The sequence below is a fragment of the Actinotalea endophytica genome (assembly GCF_025717005.1).
GTDB lineage: Bacteria > Actinomycetota > Actinomycetes > Actinomycetales > Cellulomonadaceae > Actinotalea.
The window spans coordinates 139,475-155,591 of record NZ_JAOVZU010000008.1 but is presented as its reverse complement, the minus strand read 5'-3'; the positions used below and the strand labels follow the sequence as shown (position 1 = coordinate 155,591).

Below are 16,117 nucleotides of genomic sequence, written 5' to 3'. Positions count from 1 at the left end.
ATGCTGATCCCGCGCAGGCTCAAGCACCGCAAGCAGCACCACCCGTCGCGCTCCGGCGTGGCGAAGGGTGGCACCACGATCGCGTTCGGTGACTACGGCATCCAGGCTCTCGAGCCGGCCTATGTCACGAACCGGCAGATCGAGGCCGCTCGTATCGCCATGACCCGGCACGTCAAGCGTGGCGGCAAGGTCTGGATCAACATCTACCCCGACCGTCCGCTGACCAAGAAGCCGGCGGAGACCCGGATGGGTTCCGGCAAGGGCTCGCCCGAGTGGTGGGTCGCGAACGTCAAGCCCGGTCGGGTGATGTTCGAGCTCGCCGGTGTCCCGGAGCCGCTGGCCCGCGAGGCCATGCGTCGTGCGATGCACAAGCTCCCGATGAAGTGCCGTTTCGTGGTTCGTGAAGGGAGTGGCAGCTGATGGCTATCGGGTCGAAGGAGCTCGCTCCCACCGAGCTCGACGGCATGGACGAGGACACCCTCGTCGCGGAGCTGAAGAAGGCCAAGGAGGAGCTGTTCAACCTGCGCTTCCAGTCGGCCACCGGTCAGCTGGAGAGCCACGGGCGGCTGAAGGCCGTGCGTCGCGACATCGCGCGGATCTACACGATCCTGCGTGAGCGCGAGCTCGGTATCCGTACCGCGCCCGGCTCGAGCGCGCAGTGAGCGAGGAGCAGACGATGAGCGCAGAGACGAAGGCCGCCGACCACCGGCCGTACCGCAAGACGCGGCGCGGCTACGTGGTCAGCGACAAGATGGACAAGACGGTCGTGGTCGAGGTCGAGGACCGGGTCAAGCACCCGCTCTACGGCAAGGTCATGCGCCGCACGAGCAAGGTCAAGGCGCACGACGAGGCCAATGCGGCCGGTTCGGGCGACCTCGTCCTGATCATGGAGACCCGCCCGCTGTCGGCGACCAAGCGCTGGCGTGTGGTGGAGATCCTCGAGAAGGCCAAGTAGCCCTCACCCATCCGTTCGGCAAGGCTCGCCACCCCGGTGACGGAGCGGCGAGAACCGGCAGACGACAGGAGCAGAAGCAATGATCCAGCAGGAGTCGCGACTCAAGGTCGCCGACAACACGGGTGCGAAGGAGATCCTCTGCATCCGTGTCCTCGGCGGCTCGGGCCGCCGCTACGCCGGTATCGGCGACGTCATCGTCGCGACGGTCAAGGACGCGATCCCCGGCGGCAACGTCAAGAAGGGCGACGTGGTCAAGGCCGTCGTGGTGCGCACCACCAAGGAGCGCCGGCGCCCGGACGGCTCGTACATCAAGTTCGACGAGAACGCCGCAGTGATCCTCAAGGCCGACGGCGAGCCGCGCGGCACGCGCATCTTCGGCCCGGTGGGCCGCGAGCTGCGTGACAAGCGGTTCATGAAGATCATCTCGCTGGCGCCGGAGGTGCTCTGACCATGGCGAAGATCAAGAAGGGCGACCTGGTGGTCGTCATCACCGGTCGGGACAAGGGCAAGCAGGGCCGCGTGCTCGAGGTGCTCACGGACTCCGACCGCCTGGTGGTCGAGGGTGTGCAGCGGGTGACCAAGCACACCAAGGCCGGCCAGACCTCCCGCGGCACGCGGACCGGTGGCATCGAGACCGTCGAGGCCCCGATCCACGTGAGCAACGTCATGCTGGTCGACCCGGAGACCAAGAAGGGCACCCGGGTCGGCTACCGCACCGAGCAGATCGAGCGCGACGGCCGGACCCGCAACGTCCGCGTCCGGGTGGCCAAGCGCTCCGGTAAGGACGTCTGATGAGCACCACCACCGAGACCGCTGTCACGCCGCGGCTGAAGACGCGCTACCGCGAGGAGATTGCTCCCGCGCTGCGCGAGGAGTTCGGCTACGCGAACGTCAACCAGACGCCGCGGGTGCTGAAGATCGTCGTGAACATGGGTGTGGGCGAGGCCGCCAAGGACTCCAAGCTCATCGAGGGCGCGGTGCGCGACCTGGCCGCGATCACCGGGCAGAAGCCGCAGGTGACCAAGGCCCGCAAGTCGATCGCCCAGTTCAAGCTGCGCGAGGGCATGCCGATCGGTGCGCACGTCACGCTGCGCGGCGACCGGATGTGGGAGTTCTGCGACCGCCTGGTCTCGCTGGCCCTGCCCCGGATCCGCGACTTCCGCGGCCTGTCGCCCAAGCAGTTCGACGGCCACGGCAACTACACCTTCGGCCTGACCGAGCAGGTGATGTTCCACGAGATCGACCCGGACAAGTCCGACCGGGTGCGTGGCATGGACATCACCGTCGTGACGTCCGCGACCACTGACGACGAGGGCCGCTCGCTGCTGCGCAAGCTGGGCTTCCCGTTCAAGGAGAACTGAGATGGCGAAGACTGCGCTCATCAACAAGGCCGCGGCGAAGCCGAAGTTCGGCGTCCGGTCCTACAGCCGGTGCCAGAAGTGCGGCCGCCCGCGTGCCGTCTACCGGAAGTTCGGGCTGTGCCGCATCTGCGTGCGCGAGATGGCGCACCGCGGCGAGCTCCCTGGCGTCACCAAGAGCAGCTGGTAACCACGACGCCGTAGGTCCCAGCAGAGGGATACCGCGGCGAGGAAGGGCATGAGCCCGATGACGATGACCGACCCCATCGCAGACATGCTGACGCGTCTGCGTAACGCCAACTCGGCGTACCACGACTCCGTGCAGATGCCCTACTCGAAGCTGAAGGGCAACATCGCGGAGATCCTCCAGGCCGAGGGTTACATCTCGGGCTGGAGCGTGGCCGACGCCACGGTGGGCAAGACGCTCACCCTCCAGCTCAAGTACGGCCCGAACCGCGAGCGCTCGCTCGCCGGCGTGCGCCGTGTGTCCAAGCCCGGTCTCCGGGTGTACGCGAAGTCGACCAACCTGCCTCGGGTGCTCGGCGGCCTCGGCGTGGCGATCCTGTCCACGTCCTCCGGCCTGCTGACCGACAAGCAGGCACAGGCCAAGGGTGTGGGCGGGGAAGTCCTCGCCTACGTCTGGTGATCTGAGAACCAGGAAGGAGCCAGCCATGTCTCGAATCGGCAAGGTCCCCGTCCCGGTTCCGGCCGGCGTGGACGTGTCCATCGACGGTGCCGTGGTGACCGTGAAGGGTCCCAAGGGCACGCTGTCGCACACCGTGCCCGACCCGATCACGGTCGAGCACACCGGGGCCACCATCGTGGTGGCGCGCCCGGACGACGAGCGCACCTCGCGCTCGCTGCACGGCCTGACCCGCACCCTGATCGCGAACCTGGTCACCGGTGTGACCGAGGGCTACTCGAAGAAGCTCGAGATCGTCGGCACCGGTTACCGCGTGGTCGCCAAGGGCTCGGACCTCGAGTTCGCGCTCGGCTTCAGCCACCCGGTCGTGGTCACCCCGCCGCAGGGCATCGAGTTCGCCGTCGAGTCGCCGACCAAGTTCTCGGTCTCCGGCATCGACAAGCAGCTCGTGGGCGAGACGGCCGCCAACATCCGCAAGATCCGTAAGCCCGAGCCGTACAAGGGCAAGGGCGTGCGGTACGCCGGCGAGCAGGTGCGCCGCAAGGCCGGAAAGGCTGGGAAGTAGTCGTGGCAATCACTGTTCGTGGCAAGGGCAAGGCCATCGCCCGTACGCGTCGCCACCTCCGGCTGCGCAAGAAGGTCGCCGGCACCGCCGAGCGGCCGCGTCTCGTGGTGTCCCGCTCCACGCGGCACATGATCGCCCAGGTGGTCGACGACGCCGAGGGCCGCACCCTCGTGTCCGCGTCGACGCTCGAGGCGGACCTGCGCGCGATGGACGGCGACAAGACCGCCAAGGCCCGCAAGGTCGGCGAGCTCGTCGCCGAGCGCGCGAAGGCCGCCGGCATCACGGCCGTGGTCTTCGACCGTGGCGGCAACAAGTACCACGGGCGGGTCGCGGCCGTGGCCGACGGCGCTCGCGAGGGCGGTCTGGCCCTGTGATGACCCGAGTCATGTTCGTTCGGAAGCAGAGGAAGCACTGATGGCTGCACCGCAGCGCAGCACCACTGGGACGCAGGGCGGAGAGCGCAGCGGCGACCGCCGCGAGCGCGGGGACCGTCGCGACAACCGTCGCGACCAGGGCCCGGCCAGCAACTTCGTCGAGCGCGTCGTCACGATCAACCGCGTCTCCAAGGTCGTCAAGGGCGGTCGTCGCTTCAGCTTCACGGCGCTGGTCGTCGTGGGTGACGGCGACGGCACCGTCGGCGTCGGCTACGGCAAGGCCAAGGAGGTCCCGGCCGCGATCGCGAAGGGCGTCGAGGAGGCCAAGAAGAGCTTCTTCCGCGTCCCCCGCATCCAGGGCACCATCCCTCACCCCGTGACGGGCGAGGCGGCCGCCGGCGTCGTGTTCCTGCGTCCGGCCTCGCCGGGTACCGGTGTGATCGCCGGTGGTCCGGTGCGCGCCGTCCTGGAGTGCGCCGGCATCCACGACGTGCTGAGCAAGTCGATGGGTTCGTCGAACGCGATCAACATCGTGCACGCCACGGTGGAGGCCCTGCGCTCCCTGGAGGAGCCGGAGGCCGTCGCCGCACGGCGTGGCCTCCCGCTCGACCACGTCGCCCCGGCCGCGCTGCTGCGCGCGAAGGCGGCTGGCCTCGAGGCGAAGGCAGGTGCCTGATGCCCCGGCTCAAGGTGACCCAGACCAAGTCCGCCATCGGCGGCAAGAAGAACCACCGCGAGACGCTGCGGACCCTCGGCCTCAAGCGCATCGGCGACGTCGTCGTCAAGGAGGACCGTCCTGAGATCCGCGGCATGGTCGCCACGGTGACGCATCTCGTCGCCGTCGAGGAGGTCGACTGACCATGGCTGAGAAGAAGGACGCCGCGACCGAGGCTGCTGCCGAGGCCCCGGCGGAGAAGAAGGCGCCTGCGCGCAAGCCCAAGGCCGCCGCCGAGAAGGCGGCTGCGCCGAAGGCGACCGAGGAGAAGGCGGCCAAGCCGCGCACCTCGGCCGCCAAGGCGAAGGCCGAGGCCGCTGCCGAGGCGCCGGAGAAGGCTGCGCCGAAGTCCGCCGCCAAGGCGGAGAAGGCTGCTGCCCCCAAGGCGGAGAAGGCTGCGCCCAAGGCGGAGAAGGCCGAGAAGCCCGCCGCCCCGGCGAAGAAGGCCGCGGCGGAGGCTCCCGTCGAGGAGACCGCCGCCGGTTCGGTCGGCATGCTCAAGGTGCACCACCTGCGGCCCGCGCCCGGCGCGCGCACCGCGAAGACCCGCGTGGGTCGTGGCGAGGGCTCCAAGGGCAAGACCGCCGGCCGTGGCACCAAGGGCACGAAGGCCCGCTACCAGGTGCCCGAGCGGTTCGAGGGTGGCCAGATGCCGATGCACATGCGGCTGCCCAAGCTGCGTGGCTTCACCAACCCGTTCCGCACCGAGTACCAGGTGGTCAACCTGGACAAGCTCTCGGCGCTGTACCCCGACGGCGGCACGGTGACCGTCGAGGACCTGGTCGCGAAGGGCGCGGTCCGCAAGGGCTCCCCGGTGAAGGTCCTCGGTGACGGTGACGTGAGCGTCAAGCTCTCGGTCGTCGTGCAGAAGGTCTCGGCCTCGGCGGCCGCGAAGATCGTGGCCGCGGGCGGTTCGATCGAGCAGGCCTGAGATGGTGGGGGCGGTGAGCCCGCCCCCACCACTCGCCGATCTCGACTAGGGTTCCGACGGCGCGGCCGTCATGCGAGCCCGCCCCCGGTACGACCCCGCCACGAGCGGAGCAGGAGGACAGGTGCTCAGCGCATTCGCCCGGGCCTTCCGGACCCCCGATCTGCGGCGCAAGCTGCTCTTCACGATCGGGATCATGGTGGTCTTCCGGTTCGGCTCGTTCTTGCCGACCCCCGGTGTCGACTACAGCAACGTCCAGGTCTGTGTGGACCAGAGCCAGGGCACGAACGACCTCCTGGGTCTGGTGAACCTGTTCTCCGGCGGAGCACTCCTGCAGCTGTCGGTGTTCGCGCTCGGGATCATGCCGTACATCACGGCGAGCATCATCATCCAGCTGCTCCGCGTGGTGATCCCTCGGTTCGAGGCTCTGCACCAGGAGGGGCAGTCCGGGACCGCGAAGCTCACCCAGTACACGCGGTACCTCACCATCGGCCTGGCGATCCTGCAGTCGACGACGATCCTCACCGTCGCGCGCAGCGGGGCGCTGTTCCCGAGCTGCTCGGTGGACGTCATCCCGGACACCAGCGTCATCACCATGCTCATCATGATCATCGTGATGACCGCGGGTACCACGCTGATCATGTGGCTCGGTGAGCTGATCACCGAGCGCGGCATCGGCAACGGCATGTCACTGCTGATCTTCACCCAGATCGCGGCGCGCTTCCCCACCTCGATGTGGTCGATCGCCGGCGGTGAGGGCGGTGCCGCGAAGTTCACCATCGTGCTTCTCGTCGTGGTGCTCGTGATCGCGCTCGTGGTGTTCGTCGAGCAGTCCCAGCGGCGCATCCCGGTGCAGTACGCCAAGCGCATGGTCGGCCGGCGGATGTACGGCGGCACCAGCACCTACATCCCGATCAAGATCAACATGTCCGGCGTCATCCCGGTGATCTTCGCCTCGTCGCTGCTGGCGATCCCGGGCCTCATCGCCCAGTTCGGCGAGCAGACCTCGGGCTGGGTCATCTGGGTGTCGAACAACCTCGCACCGTCGAGCGCGCCGCTGCACATCACGATCTACGTGCTGCTGATCATCTTCTTCGCGTACTTCTACACCGCCATCACGTTCAACCCGGACGAGGTCGCGGACAACATGAAGAAGTACGGCGGCTTCATCCCCGGCATCCGGGCCGGTCGCCCGACCGCGGAGTACCTCGACTACGTGATCACGCGGATCACCGCGCCCGGGTCGCTGTACCTCGCGTTCGTCGCTCTGATCCCCGTGGTGACCTTCATCCTGCTGAACGTGGGCCAGAACATCCCGTTCGGTGGGACTTCCATCCTGATCGTGGTCGGCGTCGGCATGGAGACTGTGAAGCAGATCGAGGCACAGCTCCAGCAACGTCACTACGAAGGTTTCCTCAGATGAGTCTTCGCCTGGTCATCATGGGCCCGCAGGGGTCCGGCAAGGGCACGCAGGCCGCGCTGCTCGCCGAGCGGCTCGGGGTGGTGACGATCTCGACGGGCGACATCTTCCGGAGCCACATGGCTGCCGGCGACGAGCTCGGCACGCTGGCGCAGAGCTACACCTCGCGCGGCGAGCTCGTCCCGGACGAGGTCACCAACGCCATGGTGCGGCAGCGCCTCGCCGAGCCCGACGTGGCTGAGGGCTTCATCCTCGACGGCTACCCCCGCAACTGCACGCAGGTGGACGAGCTCGACGACATCCTCGCGTCGCTGGGCACCCGGCTCGACGGCGTCATCGAGCTCACGGCCGATCGCGGCGAGCTGCTCGCCCGGATGGCGCGCCGCGCGGCGATCGAGCAGCGCGAGGACGACACCGAGGACGCGATCGCGCGCCGCCTGGACATCTACGCCGAGCAGACGGCTCCGCTGACGGCGTCGTACGCCGCGCGAGGCCTGCTGGTCACGGTCGAGGGGACCGGCGAGATCGCCGAGGTCGCCGAGCGGATCGCTACCGCGGTGGCGGGCGTCCGCAGCTGATGTTCGGACGCGAGCGGATCGAGTACAAGACCGCCGCCCAGGTCGCCGGCATGCGGCGGGCCGGGCTGGTGGTGGCCGCCGCGCACGCCGCGGTGCGTGACGCGGTGCAGCCCGGTGTCACCACGGCGGACCTCGACGCGGTCGCGGCGAAGGTGATCTCCGATGCCGGTGCGACACCGTCGTTCCTCGGCTACCACGGCTACCCCGCGGTGCTCTGCGTCTCGGTCAACGACGAGATCGTGCACGGGATCCCCGGTCCCCGGGTGATCCGGCGCGGCGACGTGGTGTCCGTGGACTGCGGCGCGATCGTGGACGGCTGGCACGGCGACGCCGCCTTCACGATGGTGCTCGACGATGCGGACCCGGCCGATGTCGCCCTGTCGGCGACCACGGAGCGGGCGATGTGGGCCGCGGTGGCGGCGCTCGCCTCGGGTGACCGGCTCGGCGTGGTCGGCGATGCGGTCGAACAGGTCGTCGAGGACGCGGACGTCGAGTACGGCATCGTGCAGGAGTACGTCGGGCACGGCATCGGTACTGCGATGCACCAGCCGCCCGAGGTGCTCAACTACCGCACCCGGGACCGCGGTCCGCGCCTGCGCGAGGGGCTGTGCGTCGCGATCGAGCCGATGCTCACCCGCGGTGCCCGCACCACCCGGGTCCTGGACGACGACTGGACCGTGGTCACCGAGGACGGTCAGCGTGCCGCTCACTGGGAGCACACCGTCGCGATCGGCCCCGAGGGGATCTGGGTGACCACGGCCGCCGACGGTGGCGTGGCGGGCCTCGCACCGTTCGGCGTGACACCGGTGGAGTGGGTCGCCTGACCGTTCCGCACGCTGCGCTGCGGCGTGTCGCTTGCGCGCGGCGTCCCGGTCGGTTTCGCTCCTAGGCCTTCATGGCGTACGATCGTCCGTTGGGTACGTCCGTTCTCGGCCTGCCCGGTCTCGCGACCGTGGTGGTGCCAGGCAGGTGCGTCCCGTCCCCGTCGGTCTGTGGCTCTGGCCACGTGCCGTGACGTGGGGCGCCAGAGCAGTTGCGACGTTAGCGGAGGACATGGCGAAGAAGGACGGCGTCATCGAGATCGAGGGCAGCGTGGTCGAGGCCCTGCCGAACGCGATGTTTCGCGTGGAGCTGGCCAACGGTCACAAGGTCCTTGCGCACATCTCGGGCAAGATGCGTCAGCACTACATCCGGATCCTCCCCGAGGACCGGGTCGTGGTCGAGCTGAGCCCGTACGACCTGTCCCGCGGTCGGATCGTCTACCGCTACAAGTAGTCCCGGGTTCGCCGGTCACGGCGTGCCCCCGAACGAGAACTGCCGCCCGTCGCATCTGCGCGTGCGGCGGCGGAGGAACGACATGAAGGTCAAGCCCAGCGTCAAGCCGGTCTGCGACAAGTGCAAGGTGATCCGCCGGCACGGTCGCGTCATGGTGATCTGCGACAACCTGCGGCACAAGCAGCGTCAGGGCTGACGTCCTGACGTCCGGCTCTTGAGCCGGACGCCGGCAGGTCTTGCGACTCGCCGGCACCCGGCGCCCCTCGGGGTGACCGGACCAGCGCACAGCCAGCGCGCGGGCCCCCACGGGTCCGAGCGCCACCCTCGGTCGGAGGCCGGGGCCCGCGGCAGCGGGAGGGTTGTGCGGCAGACCTCCGAGCAGTACAGGAGCATCAGATGGCACGTCTCGTCGGCGTCGACCTCCCCCGTGACAAGCGGCTCGAGGTTGCGCTCACCTACATCTACGGCGTCGGCCGCACGCGTGCGCGCCAGACGCTGGAGGCCACCGGCATCAGCCCGGACCTGCGGGTCCGCGACCTCGGCGATGCCGAGCTCGTCGCGCTGCGCGACCACCTCGAGGGCAGCTACAAGCTCGAAGGTGACCTGCGCCGCGAGGTGGCCGCGGACATCCGCCGCAAGGTCGAGATCGGCAGCTACGAGGGTCTGCGGCACCGCCGCGGGCTCCCGGTGCGCGGTCAGCGGACCAAGACCAACGCCCGCACCCGCAAGGGCCCGAAGCGCACCGTGGCCGGCAAGAAGAAGGCCGGCAAGAAGTAGCAGCCCCGCCGGCGCCGCGGCTCGACGCCCGGCCGGCCCCAGATCTCTCGGACCAGCGAAGGACAGCAGATGCCTCCCAAGACCCGCTCCACCAGCGCCGCGCGCAAGCCGCGCCGCAAGGAGAAGAAGAACATCGCCGTGGGTGTCGCCCACATCAAGAGCACCTTCAACAACACGATCGTGTCGATCACCGACCCGTCGGGCGCCGTCGTCGCCTGGGCCTCCTCCGGCCAGGTCGGTTTCAAGGGCTCGCGCAAGTCGACCCCGTTCGCCGCGCAGCTCGCTGCCGAGGCGGCCGCCCGCCGTGCGCAGGAGCACGGCATGAAGAAGGTCGACGTGCTGGTGAAGGGCCCGGGCTCGGGCCGCGAGACCGCGATCCGCTCGCTCCAGGCCACCGGCCTCGAGGTCGGCTCGATCCAGGACGTCACGCCGCAGGCGCACAACGGGTGCCGCCCGCCCAAGCGTCGCCGCGTCTGACTCCAGCCTTTCCCGTCGGGCGGACCGAGGTCCGACGGGCGTTTTCGTGATGCGTCATATGGCGGACGCACACTGAGAGGAACCCCGAAGTGCTCATCGCACAGCGCCCCACCCTGACCGAAGAGGTCATCTCCGAGTTCCGCTCGCGGTTCGTGATCGAGCCGCTGGAGCCCGGCTTCGGCTACACCCTCGGCAACTCGCTGCGGCGGACCCTGCTCTCCTCGATCCCTGGTGCTGCGGTCACGAGCCTGCGCATCGACGGCGTGCTGCACGAGTTCAGCACGATCGTCGGGGTCAAGGAGGACGTCACCGAGCTCATCCTGAACATCAAGGAGCTCGTGGTCTCCTCGGAGAACGACGAGCCCGTCGTGATGTACCTGCGCAAGCAGGGCCCGGGCGAGGTCACCGCGGCGGACATCACCCCGCCGGCCGGCGTCGAGGTGCACAACCCCGACCTGCACATCGCCACCCTGAACGGCAAGGGCAAGCTCGAGATCGAGCTCACGGTCGAGCGCGGCCGCGGCTACGTCTCGGCGCAGCAGAACAAGATGTTCGACGCCGAGATCGGCCGGATCCCGGTCGACTCGATCTACTCGCCGGTCCTCAAGGTGACCTACAAGGTCGAGGCGACCCGTGTCGAGCAGCGCACCGACTTCGACCGTCTCATCGTCGACGTCGAGACCAAGCCGGCGATCCTGCCGCGCGACGCGCTGGCCTCGGCGGGCAAGACCCTGGTCGAGCTCTTCGGCCTGGCGCGTGAGCTCAACGTGGACGCCGAGGGCATCGAGATCGGCCCGTCGCCGACCGACGCCGCGCTCGCCGCGGACCTCGCGCTGCCGATCGAGGAGCTGCAGCTCACGATCCGGTCCTACAACTGCCTGAAGCGTGAGGGCATCCACAGCGTCGGCGAGCTCGTCGCACGCTCGGAGGCCGACCTGCTCGACATCCGCAACTTCGGCGCGAAGTCGATCACCGAGGTCAAGGAGAAGCTGGCCGGCCTGGGCCTGAACCTCAAGGACAGCCCGCTCGACTTCGACGCCACGTACTACGACGGCGACTACGCCGACGACGACCTGTCCTGAGCCACCTCGGTCGCCGGTCACGGCGGCCAGCGAACGAACGAGGAGTACGACATGCCCACGCCCACCAAGGGCCCGCGGCTCGGGGGTGGCCCGGCCCACGAGCGGCGCATCCTGGCCAACCTGGCCACGAGCCTGTTCGAGCACCGGCGGATCACCACCACGGAGGCCAAGGCCAAGCGGCTGCGCCCCCTCGCCGAGCGGATGATCACCTTCGCGAAGCGGGGTGACCTGCACGCCCGGCGGCGGGTGCTCACCGTGGTTCGCGACAAGGCCGTGGTGCACGAGCTCTTCGCGGAGATCGCGCCGGCGATGGCCGAGCGGCAGGGTGGCTACACCCGGATCACCAAGATCGGTCCCCGCAAGGGTGACAACGCGCCCATGGCGGTGATCGAGCTCGTGCTCGAGCCGGTCAGCCCGAAGCAGGCGACCGTGCGCGAGGCCGAGAAGGCCACCAAGAAGGCTGCGAAGGTCGAGGAGCCCGTCGTCGAGGAGACCGTCGAGGAGGCCCCGGCCGAGGACGTCCAGGACACGGTCGACGAGGCCGCTGTCGAGGACGAGGTCACCGAGGACGAGGTCACCGAGGCCGAGGACGCCGAGAAGGCCTGACGCACGACACCCGAAGGGCCCGGACCGTAGCGGTCCGGGCCCTTCGTCGCGCCGGTGCGCGGCGGGGGCCGGCGTCGCGCCCGAGCAACACCTGGCGCCGGCGTCGCGCCCGAGCAACACCTGGTGCCGGCCGTTCCCGTCCGGCCCCCTCGCCCTGCCCGCCCGTCGTACGGTGTCGGGGTGAGCCAGGTGGTGCCCGTCGTGCTGCTGCACGGCCTGCGGACCTCCTCGACCATGTGGCGGGCCCAGCTCGAGGCGCTGCGCGCCTCGGGGGAGCGGGCCGTCGTCGCACCCGACCTGCCCGGGCACGGCACCCGGACCGCCGAACGCTTCACGCTCGAGGCCGCGCTCGGCACGGTCGACGACGCGGTGCACGCCGTCGGCGGACGCGCCGTGGTGGTCGGGCTGTCGTTGGGCGGCTACCTCGCTCTGGCCTGGGCGGCCCGGCACCCGCACGACGCGATCGGGGTGGTCGCCGCGGGCTGCACCGCCCGGCCGGGAGGGCCGCTCACCCGGGGCTGGACCCTCGCGTCCCGGCTGATCGCGCGCCTGCCGGACCGCGGTGCCTGGCTCAACGCCCGCACCGTCGCCGCGGCGATCCCCGAACCCGGTGCGACCGACCTCGGTGCCGGGGGGTTCGCGCTCGACGTCATGGTGGACGCGCTGCGCGAGGTGTCGCGGCTCGACACCCGGGCGGACCTCGCGGCCGTGCAGGCGCCGCTGTGGCTCGTGAACGGGCGCTGGGACCACTTCCGGATCGGTGAGCGGGGCGCGCTGCGGGCCGCGCCGGGGGCACGGCTGGTCGTCGTCCCGGGCTCGACGCACCTGGTGAGCGTCGTGGCGCCGGTGGCGTTCTCGAGGGTGCTGCTCGGCGCGCTCGACGAGCTCGACGCGCGGGAGGCGGTCAGCTCTCGCTGAGCGGGGAGCGCTGCAGCCCCCAGGCGCGCACGCCGCCGACGATGCCCGCGGAGTTCGGCACGATCACGACGTCGTCGCCGAGGGCCTCGAGCACGATCGGCCGGATCCGGCGGGAGTTGCCGCCGCCGATGTACAGCCGGTCCCACAGGAACACGGGCCGCAGCCCGTCGATCGCGCGCCGGACCCGGCGCGACCAGGCGGCATCACCGAGACGGCGCCGCTCGACCTCGCCGAGGTACATGTCGTAGGAGACGCCCCATCGCACCGGGGCGTGGGACCACTCCAGGTGCGGGGCGAGCACCCCGCCGTCGAAGAGCGCGCTGCCGAGACCCGTACCGAGCGTCAGGACCAGCTCGAGGCCGCTGCCGGACACCACGCCCGCGCCGTGCACCTCCGCGTCGTTGAGCACCAGCACCGGATAGCCGAGCGCCTCGGAGAACGCAGCCGCCATGTCCTTGCCGGCCCAGGCCTCGACGAGCTCGGGCAGCACCCGGGTCCGCGGCCCGGACTTGGTCACGTAGTGCGGGGTGGCGATCACCACGCCGTGGCGCAGCATGCCCGGCATGCCGACCGTGCCGCGATCCGCCTTGGGCAGGTCCTTCGCCATCGCCACGACGGTCTCGACCAGCCGCTCGGGGGGCAGGGGGTAGGGCGTCGGGACCCGCACCGGCGGCACGTGCATGGTGCCCTGCGCGTCCAGCACCGAGGCCTTGATGCCGCCACCGCCGCAGTCCACGGCGAGCGTGCGGACGTCGTTGGCGGTCTCGGCGGCGGGTGCGTTCACGCGGAGAGGCTACCCCCGTGGGTAGCGTGTGGGCCGTGATGCGGGTGCGCCTGGAGCTGTCCTACGACGGGACGGGCTTCGCCGGGTGGGCGGCTCAGCCCGGCCTGCGCACCGTCCAGGGCACCCTCGAGGCTGCTCTCGGCACCGTGCTGCGGCTCGAGCCGCCGCGGCTCACCGTCGCCGGACGCACCGACGCCGGCGTGCACGCGAGGGGGCAGGTCGCGCACCTCGACCTGCCGGCCGAGGCCTGGGACGCGGTGCGCGGCCGGCTCGACGACCCGGCGACGGCGCTCGTGCGCCGGCTCGCCGGCGTGCTGCCGCCCGACGTCGTGGTGCACCGGGCCGAGCCTGCCCCGGCGGGCTTCGACGCCCGCTTCTCGGCGACGTACCGGCGCTACTGCTACCGGATCGCCGACGACCCCGTGCTCGTCGACCCGTTGCGGCGCTCGTGGGTCGTGCGGCACCGGCTCGCGCTGGACGAGGCGGCGATGGACGACGCCGCCGGCCGGCTGATCGGTCACCACGACTTCGCGGCGTTCTGCAAGCCGCGCCCGGAGGCCACCACGGTGCGCACGCTCGAGGAGCTGCGGGTCGGTCGCCCCACGGCCGGGCCGGACGCCGGGCTCGTGGTGGTCGACGTGCGCGCGGACGCCTTCTGCCACTCGATGGTGCGGGCCCTGGTGGGCGGGCTGCTCGCGGTCGGCGAGGGGCGGCGCACGGCCGCCTGGCCCGCTGAGCTGCTCGCGGCGCGGGTCCGCGACCCTGCGGCCCACGTGGCTCCGGCGCACGGACTCACGCTCGAGGAGGTCGGCTACCCGGCCGACGAGGACCTGGCCGCCCGGGCCGAGCAGACCCGTGCACGGCGTGACCCGATCGACCCGGAGGAGTGAGGCGCGCCGTGAGCGACGACACCTTCCCCACGAACCCGCTCATCGAACGCATCCGCGCGTCGGTGATCGGCGACGACCACGTCATGGTGACGCCGTACGGCAGACGCCGGGTCACCTACGCCGACTACACGGCCAGCGGGCGTGCGCTGACGTTCCTCGAGGACTACCTGCGCGACGTCGTGCTGCCCGCGTACGCGAACACGCACACCGAGTCCAGCGGCACGGGCCTGCAGACGACGCGGCTGCGCGAGGACGCCCGGCGGATCATCCACGACGCGGTCGGCGGGGACGACGACACCGTGGTCGTGTTCACCGGGTCCGGGTCGACGGCCGCGATCGACAAGCTCATCGGCGTCCTGGGCCTGCGGATCCCGTCGCAGCTCGAGGATCGGTGGCACCTGGCGCAGCACATCCCGGCCGGCCAGCGGCCGGTGGTCTTCGTCGGCCCGTACGAGCACCATAGCAACGAGATCCCCTGGCGCGAGTGCGTGGCCGACGTCGTGGTGATCCGGCAGAACGCCGACGGCGGGGTCTGCGCGGCGCACCTGCGCGAGGAGCTCGAGGCGTACGCCGACCGGCCGCTGAAGATCGGCTCGTTCTCGGCCGCGTCGAACGTGACCGGCATCGTGTCGGACACCGTGGGGATCGCCCGACTGCTGCACGAGCACGGCGCGCTGTCGTTCTGGGACTTCGCGGCGGCCGCGCCCTACGTGCAGATCGAGATGAACCCGGCCGGTGACCCGGCGGCGCGCAAGGACGCGATCTTCCTCAGCCCGCACAAGCTCATCGGCGGCCCGGGCACGCCCGGGGTGCTGGTCGCTCGTCGCGAGCTGTTCGCGAACCGGGTGCCGGACGTGCCGGGCGGCGGGACCGTGACGTTCGTCAACCCCGAGGAACATGAGTACATCGCCGACCCGGAGCACCGTGAGGAGGGCGGCACGCCCGCGATCGTCGAGGCGATCCGGGCGGGTCTGGTGTTCCAGCTCAAGGAGGCCGTCGGGGTCGAGGAGATCCGGCGCCGCGAGGAGCGCTTCCTGCGGCGCGCGCTCGAGGCGTGGAGCGCGGAGCCGGCGATCGAGGTGCTCGGCAACGTCGAGGCCGAGCGGCTCTCGATCACGTCGTTCGTGGTCCGGGCGCCGTCCGGGCGCTACCTGCACCACAACTTCGTGGTGGCGGTGCTCAACGACCTGTTCGGCATCCAGGCTCGGGGCGGGTGCTCGTGCGCCGGGCCGTACGGGCACGCGTTGCTGGGGATCGACCTCGAGCGGTCGCACGAGTTCGAGCGGGAGATCTCGGGTGGGTGCGAGGGCATCAAGCCGGGCTGGGTGCGGGTCAACTTCAACTACTTCATCTCCGACGCCGTCGCCGACTACGTCATCGAGGCCGTGCGGATGGTCGCGCGGGACGGCTGGCGGCTGCTCGACGACTACCTGTTCGACCCGGTGTCCGGTCGGTGGCGGCACCGCAACGGCGTCGTGGAGCCCCCGCACCGCCTCACCGACGTCCACTACGCCCCGGACGGCTCGATGGTCACCTCCGGCGCGCACGAGCCCACCGGGGGCGAGGAGCTGCTCGCCGAGCACCTGGTGGAGGCTGCCGCCGTGCTCGCGTCGGCGCAGGCGCCGGACCTGGCCGACCGGCCCGAGGTGAGCGCCGACTTCGAGCACCTGCGCTGGTTCGACCTGCCGGCGTCCTGCGTCCTCGGCTGACCGGCACGGGACGGATCGCGGGGTCGGCGGCGGGGTCGGCGGCGGGGTCGGCGGTCCGCGTCA

Annotated in this window: 26 protein-coding genes; 25 read left to right on the top strand and 1 reads right to left on the bottom strand. The window is 70.7% G+C overall.

What is annotated here, in order from left to right; genetic code table 11:
• The 23 genes from rplP to OEB99_RS14570 all read left to right on the top strand — a co-directional run bounded on the left by rplP (position 1) and on the right by OEB99_RS14570 (position 12,671).
• Positions 1 to 420, top strand: coding sequence for a 50S ribosomal protein L16 (gene rplP, locus OEB99_RS14680; RefSeq protein WP_263578025.1), 420 nt, complete (start codon positions 1 to 3; stop codon positions 418 to 420).
• Complete coding sequence (gene rpmC, locus OEB99_RS14675) at positions 420 to 662, top strand: 50S ribosomal protein L29 (protein WP_318011424.1); 243 nt, start codon at positions 420 to 422, stop codon at positions 660 to 662. Before rplP ends, rpmC begins: the two co-directional genes overlap by 1 nt.
• Positions 663 to 676: 14 nt before the next feature.
• Positions 677 to 955: a 30S ribosomal protein S17 gene (rpsQ, locus tag OEB99_RS14670; RefSeq protein WP_263578024.1), complete on the top strand. Its 279-nt coding sequence runs from the start codon at positions 677 to 679 to the stop codon at positions 953 to 955.
• 79 nt (positions 956 to 1,034) lie between these two features.
• Positions 1,035 to 1,403 (top strand): 50S ribosomal protein L14, encoded by a 369-nt coding sequence (rplN, locus tag OEB99_RS14665; RefSeq protein ID WP_263578023.1) that lies wholly within the window; start codon positions 1,035 to 1,037, stop codon positions 1,401 to 1,403.
• A 2-nt stretch (positions 1,404 to 1,405) separates the two neighbouring features.
• On the top strand, positions 1,406 to 1,747 hold the full coding sequence (gene rplX, locus OEB99_RS14660) for a 50S ribosomal protein L24 (RefSeq protein WP_263578022.1): 342 nt from the start codon (positions 1,406 to 1,408) through the stop codon (positions 1,745 to 1,747).
• Positions 1,747 to 2,316, top strand: a complete 570-nt coding sequence (rplE, locus tag OEB99_RS14655; RefSeq protein WP_263578021.1) for a 50S ribosomal protein L5 — start codon at positions 1,747 to 1,749, stop codon at positions 2,314 to 2,316. The genes rplX and rplE overlap by 1 nt, the downstream gene beginning before the upstream one ends.
• 1 nt (position 2,317) lies before the next feature.
• A complete protein-coding gene (locus OEB99_RS14650; RefSeq protein ID WP_263578020.1) occupies positions 2,318 to 2,503 on the top strand; it encodes a type Z 30S ribosomal protein S14 in 186 nt (61 codons plus the stop codon).
• Positions 2,504 to 2,560: 57 nt separating this feature from the next.
• Entirely contained in the window at positions 2,561 to 2,959 is a 399-nt protein-coding gene (gene rpsH / locus OEB99_RS14645; RefSeq protein WP_263578108.1) for a 30S ribosomal protein S8, read from the top strand.
• Between the two features lie 25 nt (positions 2,960 to 2,984).
• Positions 2,985 to 3,521 carry a 50S ribosomal protein L6 gene (gene rplF, locus OEB99_RS14640; protein WP_263578019.1) on the top strand — a complete coding sequence of 179 codons (537 nt, stop codon included), beginning with the start codon at positions 2,985 to 2,987 and terminating at the stop codon, positions 3,519 to 3,521.
• A gap of 2 nt (positions 3,522 to 3,523) precedes the next feature.
• Positions 3,524 to 3,895, top strand: a complete 372-nt coding sequence (gene rplR / locus OEB99_RS14635) for a 50S ribosomal protein L18 (protein ID WP_263578018.1) — start codon at positions 3,524 to 3,526, stop codon at positions 3,893 to 3,895.
• Between the two features lie 40 nt (positions 3,896 to 3,935).
• On the top strand, positions 3,936 to 4,571 hold the full coding sequence (gene rpsE, locus OEB99_RS14630; RefSeq protein WP_263578017.1) for a 30S ribosomal protein S5: 636 nt from the start codon (positions 3,936 to 3,938) through the stop codon (positions 4,569 to 4,571).
• A complete protein-coding gene (gene rpmD, locus OEB99_RS14625) occupies positions 4,571 to 4,753 on the top strand; it encodes a 50S ribosomal protein L30 (protein WP_263578016.1) in 183 nt (60 codons plus the stop codon). The genes rpsE and rpmD overlap by 1 nt, the downstream gene beginning before the upstream one ends.
• A gap of 2 nt (positions 4,754 to 4,755) precedes the next feature.
• The gene (gene rplO, locus OEB99_RS14620; protein ID WP_263578015.1) at positions 4,756 to 5,541 is read left to right on the top strand and encodes a 50S ribosomal protein L15; all 786 of its coding nucleotides are present in this window, start codon (positions 4,756 to 4,758) and stop codon (positions 5,539 to 5,541) included.
• 121 nt (positions 5,542 to 5,662) lie between these two features.
• Positions 5,663 to 6,961, top strand: a complete 1,299-nt coding sequence (secY, locus tag OEB99_RS14615) for a preprotein translocase subunit SecY (RefSeq protein WP_263578014.1) — start codon at positions 5,663 to 5,665, stop codon at positions 6,959 to 6,961.
• Positions 6,958 to 7,536, top strand: a complete 579-nt coding sequence (locus OEB99_RS14610; RefSeq protein ID WP_263578013.1) for an adenylate kinase — start codon at positions 6,958 to 6,960, stop codon at positions 7,534 to 7,536. Before secY ends, OEB99_RS14610 begins: the two co-directional genes overlap by 4 nt.
• Positions 7,536 to 8,360 (top strand): type I methionyl aminopeptidase, encoded by an 825-nt coding sequence (gene map, locus OEB99_RS14605; RefSeq protein WP_263578012.1) that lies wholly within the window; start codon positions 7,536 to 7,538, stop codon positions 8,358 to 8,360. Before OEB99_RS14610 ends, map begins: the two co-directional genes overlap by 1 nt.
• Before the next feature lie 229 nt (positions 8,361 to 8,589).
• Complete coding sequence (infA, locus tag OEB99_RS14600) at positions 8,590 to 8,811, top strand: translation initiation factor IF-1 (RefSeq protein ID WP_012867920.1); 222 nt, start codon at positions 8,590 to 8,592, stop codon at positions 8,809 to 8,811.
• Positions 8,812 to 8,893: 82 nt separating this feature from the next.
• Positions 8,894 to 9,007: a 50S ribosomal protein L36 gene (gene rpmJ, locus OEB99_RS14595; protein WP_263578011.1), complete on the top strand. Its 114-nt coding sequence runs from the start codon at positions 8,894 to 8,896 to the stop codon at positions 9,005 to 9,007.
• A 200-nt stretch (positions 9,008 to 9,207) separates the two neighbouring features.
• Positions 9,208 to 9,588 carry a 30S ribosomal protein S13 gene (gene rpsM / locus OEB99_RS14590; protein WP_263578010.1) on the top strand — a complete coding sequence of 127 codons (381 nt, stop codon included), beginning with the start codon at positions 9,208 to 9,210 and terminating at the stop codon, positions 9,586 to 9,588.
• Positions 9,589 to 9,657: 69 nt separating this feature from the next.
• Positions 9,658 to 10,065, top strand: a complete 408-nt coding sequence (gene rpsK, locus OEB99_RS14585) for a 30S ribosomal protein S11 (protein WP_263578009.1) — start codon at positions 9,658 to 9,660, stop codon at positions 10,063 to 10,065.
• Positions 10,066 to 10,154: 89 nt separating this feature from the next.
• Entirely contained in the window at positions 10,155 to 11,147 is a 993-nt protein-coding gene (locus OEB99_RS14580) for a DNA-directed RNA polymerase subunit alpha (RefSeq protein ID WP_263578008.1), read from the top strand.
• Between the two features lie 51 nt (positions 11,148 to 11,198).
• Positions 11,199 to 11,753 (top strand): 50S ribosomal protein L17, encoded by a 555-nt coding sequence (gene rplQ / locus OEB99_RS14575; protein ID WP_263578007.1) that lies wholly within the window; start codon positions 11,199 to 11,201, stop codon positions 11,751 to 11,753.
• Between the two features lie 180 nt (positions 11,754 to 11,933).
• Positions 11,934 to 12,671: an alpha/beta fold hydrolase gene (locus tag OEB99_RS14570; protein ID WP_263578006.1), complete on the top strand. Its 738-nt coding sequence runs from the start codon at positions 11,934 to 11,936 to the stop codon at positions 12,669 to 12,671.
• On the opposite strand, the gene OEB99_RS14565 is transcribed toward OEB99_RS14570, so the two are convergent.
• Positions 12,658 to 13,455 carry an ROK family protein gene (locus OEB99_RS14565; RefSeq protein ID WP_263578005.1) on the bottom strand — a complete coding sequence of 266 codons (798 nt, stop codon included), beginning with the start codon at positions 13,453 to 13,455 and terminating at the stop codon, positions 12,658 to 12,660. The two genes, OEB99_RS14570 and OEB99_RS14565, sit on opposite strands and share 14 nt — an antisense overlap.
• A gap of 38 nt (positions 13,456 to 13,493) precedes the next feature.
• Here OEB99_RS14565 and truA point away from each other — a divergent pair, with 38 nt between their 5' ends.
• Together truA and OEB99_RS14555 are read left to right on the top strand one after the other, a co-directional pair.
• Positions 13,494 to 14,345: a tRNA pseudouridine(38-40) synthase TruA gene (gene truA / locus OEB99_RS14560; protein ID WP_263578107.1), complete on the top strand. Its 852-nt coding sequence runs from the start codon at positions 13,494 to 13,496 to the stop codon at positions 14,343 to 14,345.
• Positions 14,346 to 14,353: 8 nt separating this feature from the next.
• Positions 14,354 to 16,054 carry an aminotransferase class V-fold PLP-dependent enzyme gene (locus OEB99_RS14555; protein WP_263578004.1) on the top strand — a complete coding sequence of 567 codons (1,701 nt, stop codon included), beginning with the start codon at positions 14,354 to 14,356 and terminating at the stop codon, positions 16,052 to 16,054.
• Positions 16,055 to 16,117: the final 63 nt, after the last annotated feature.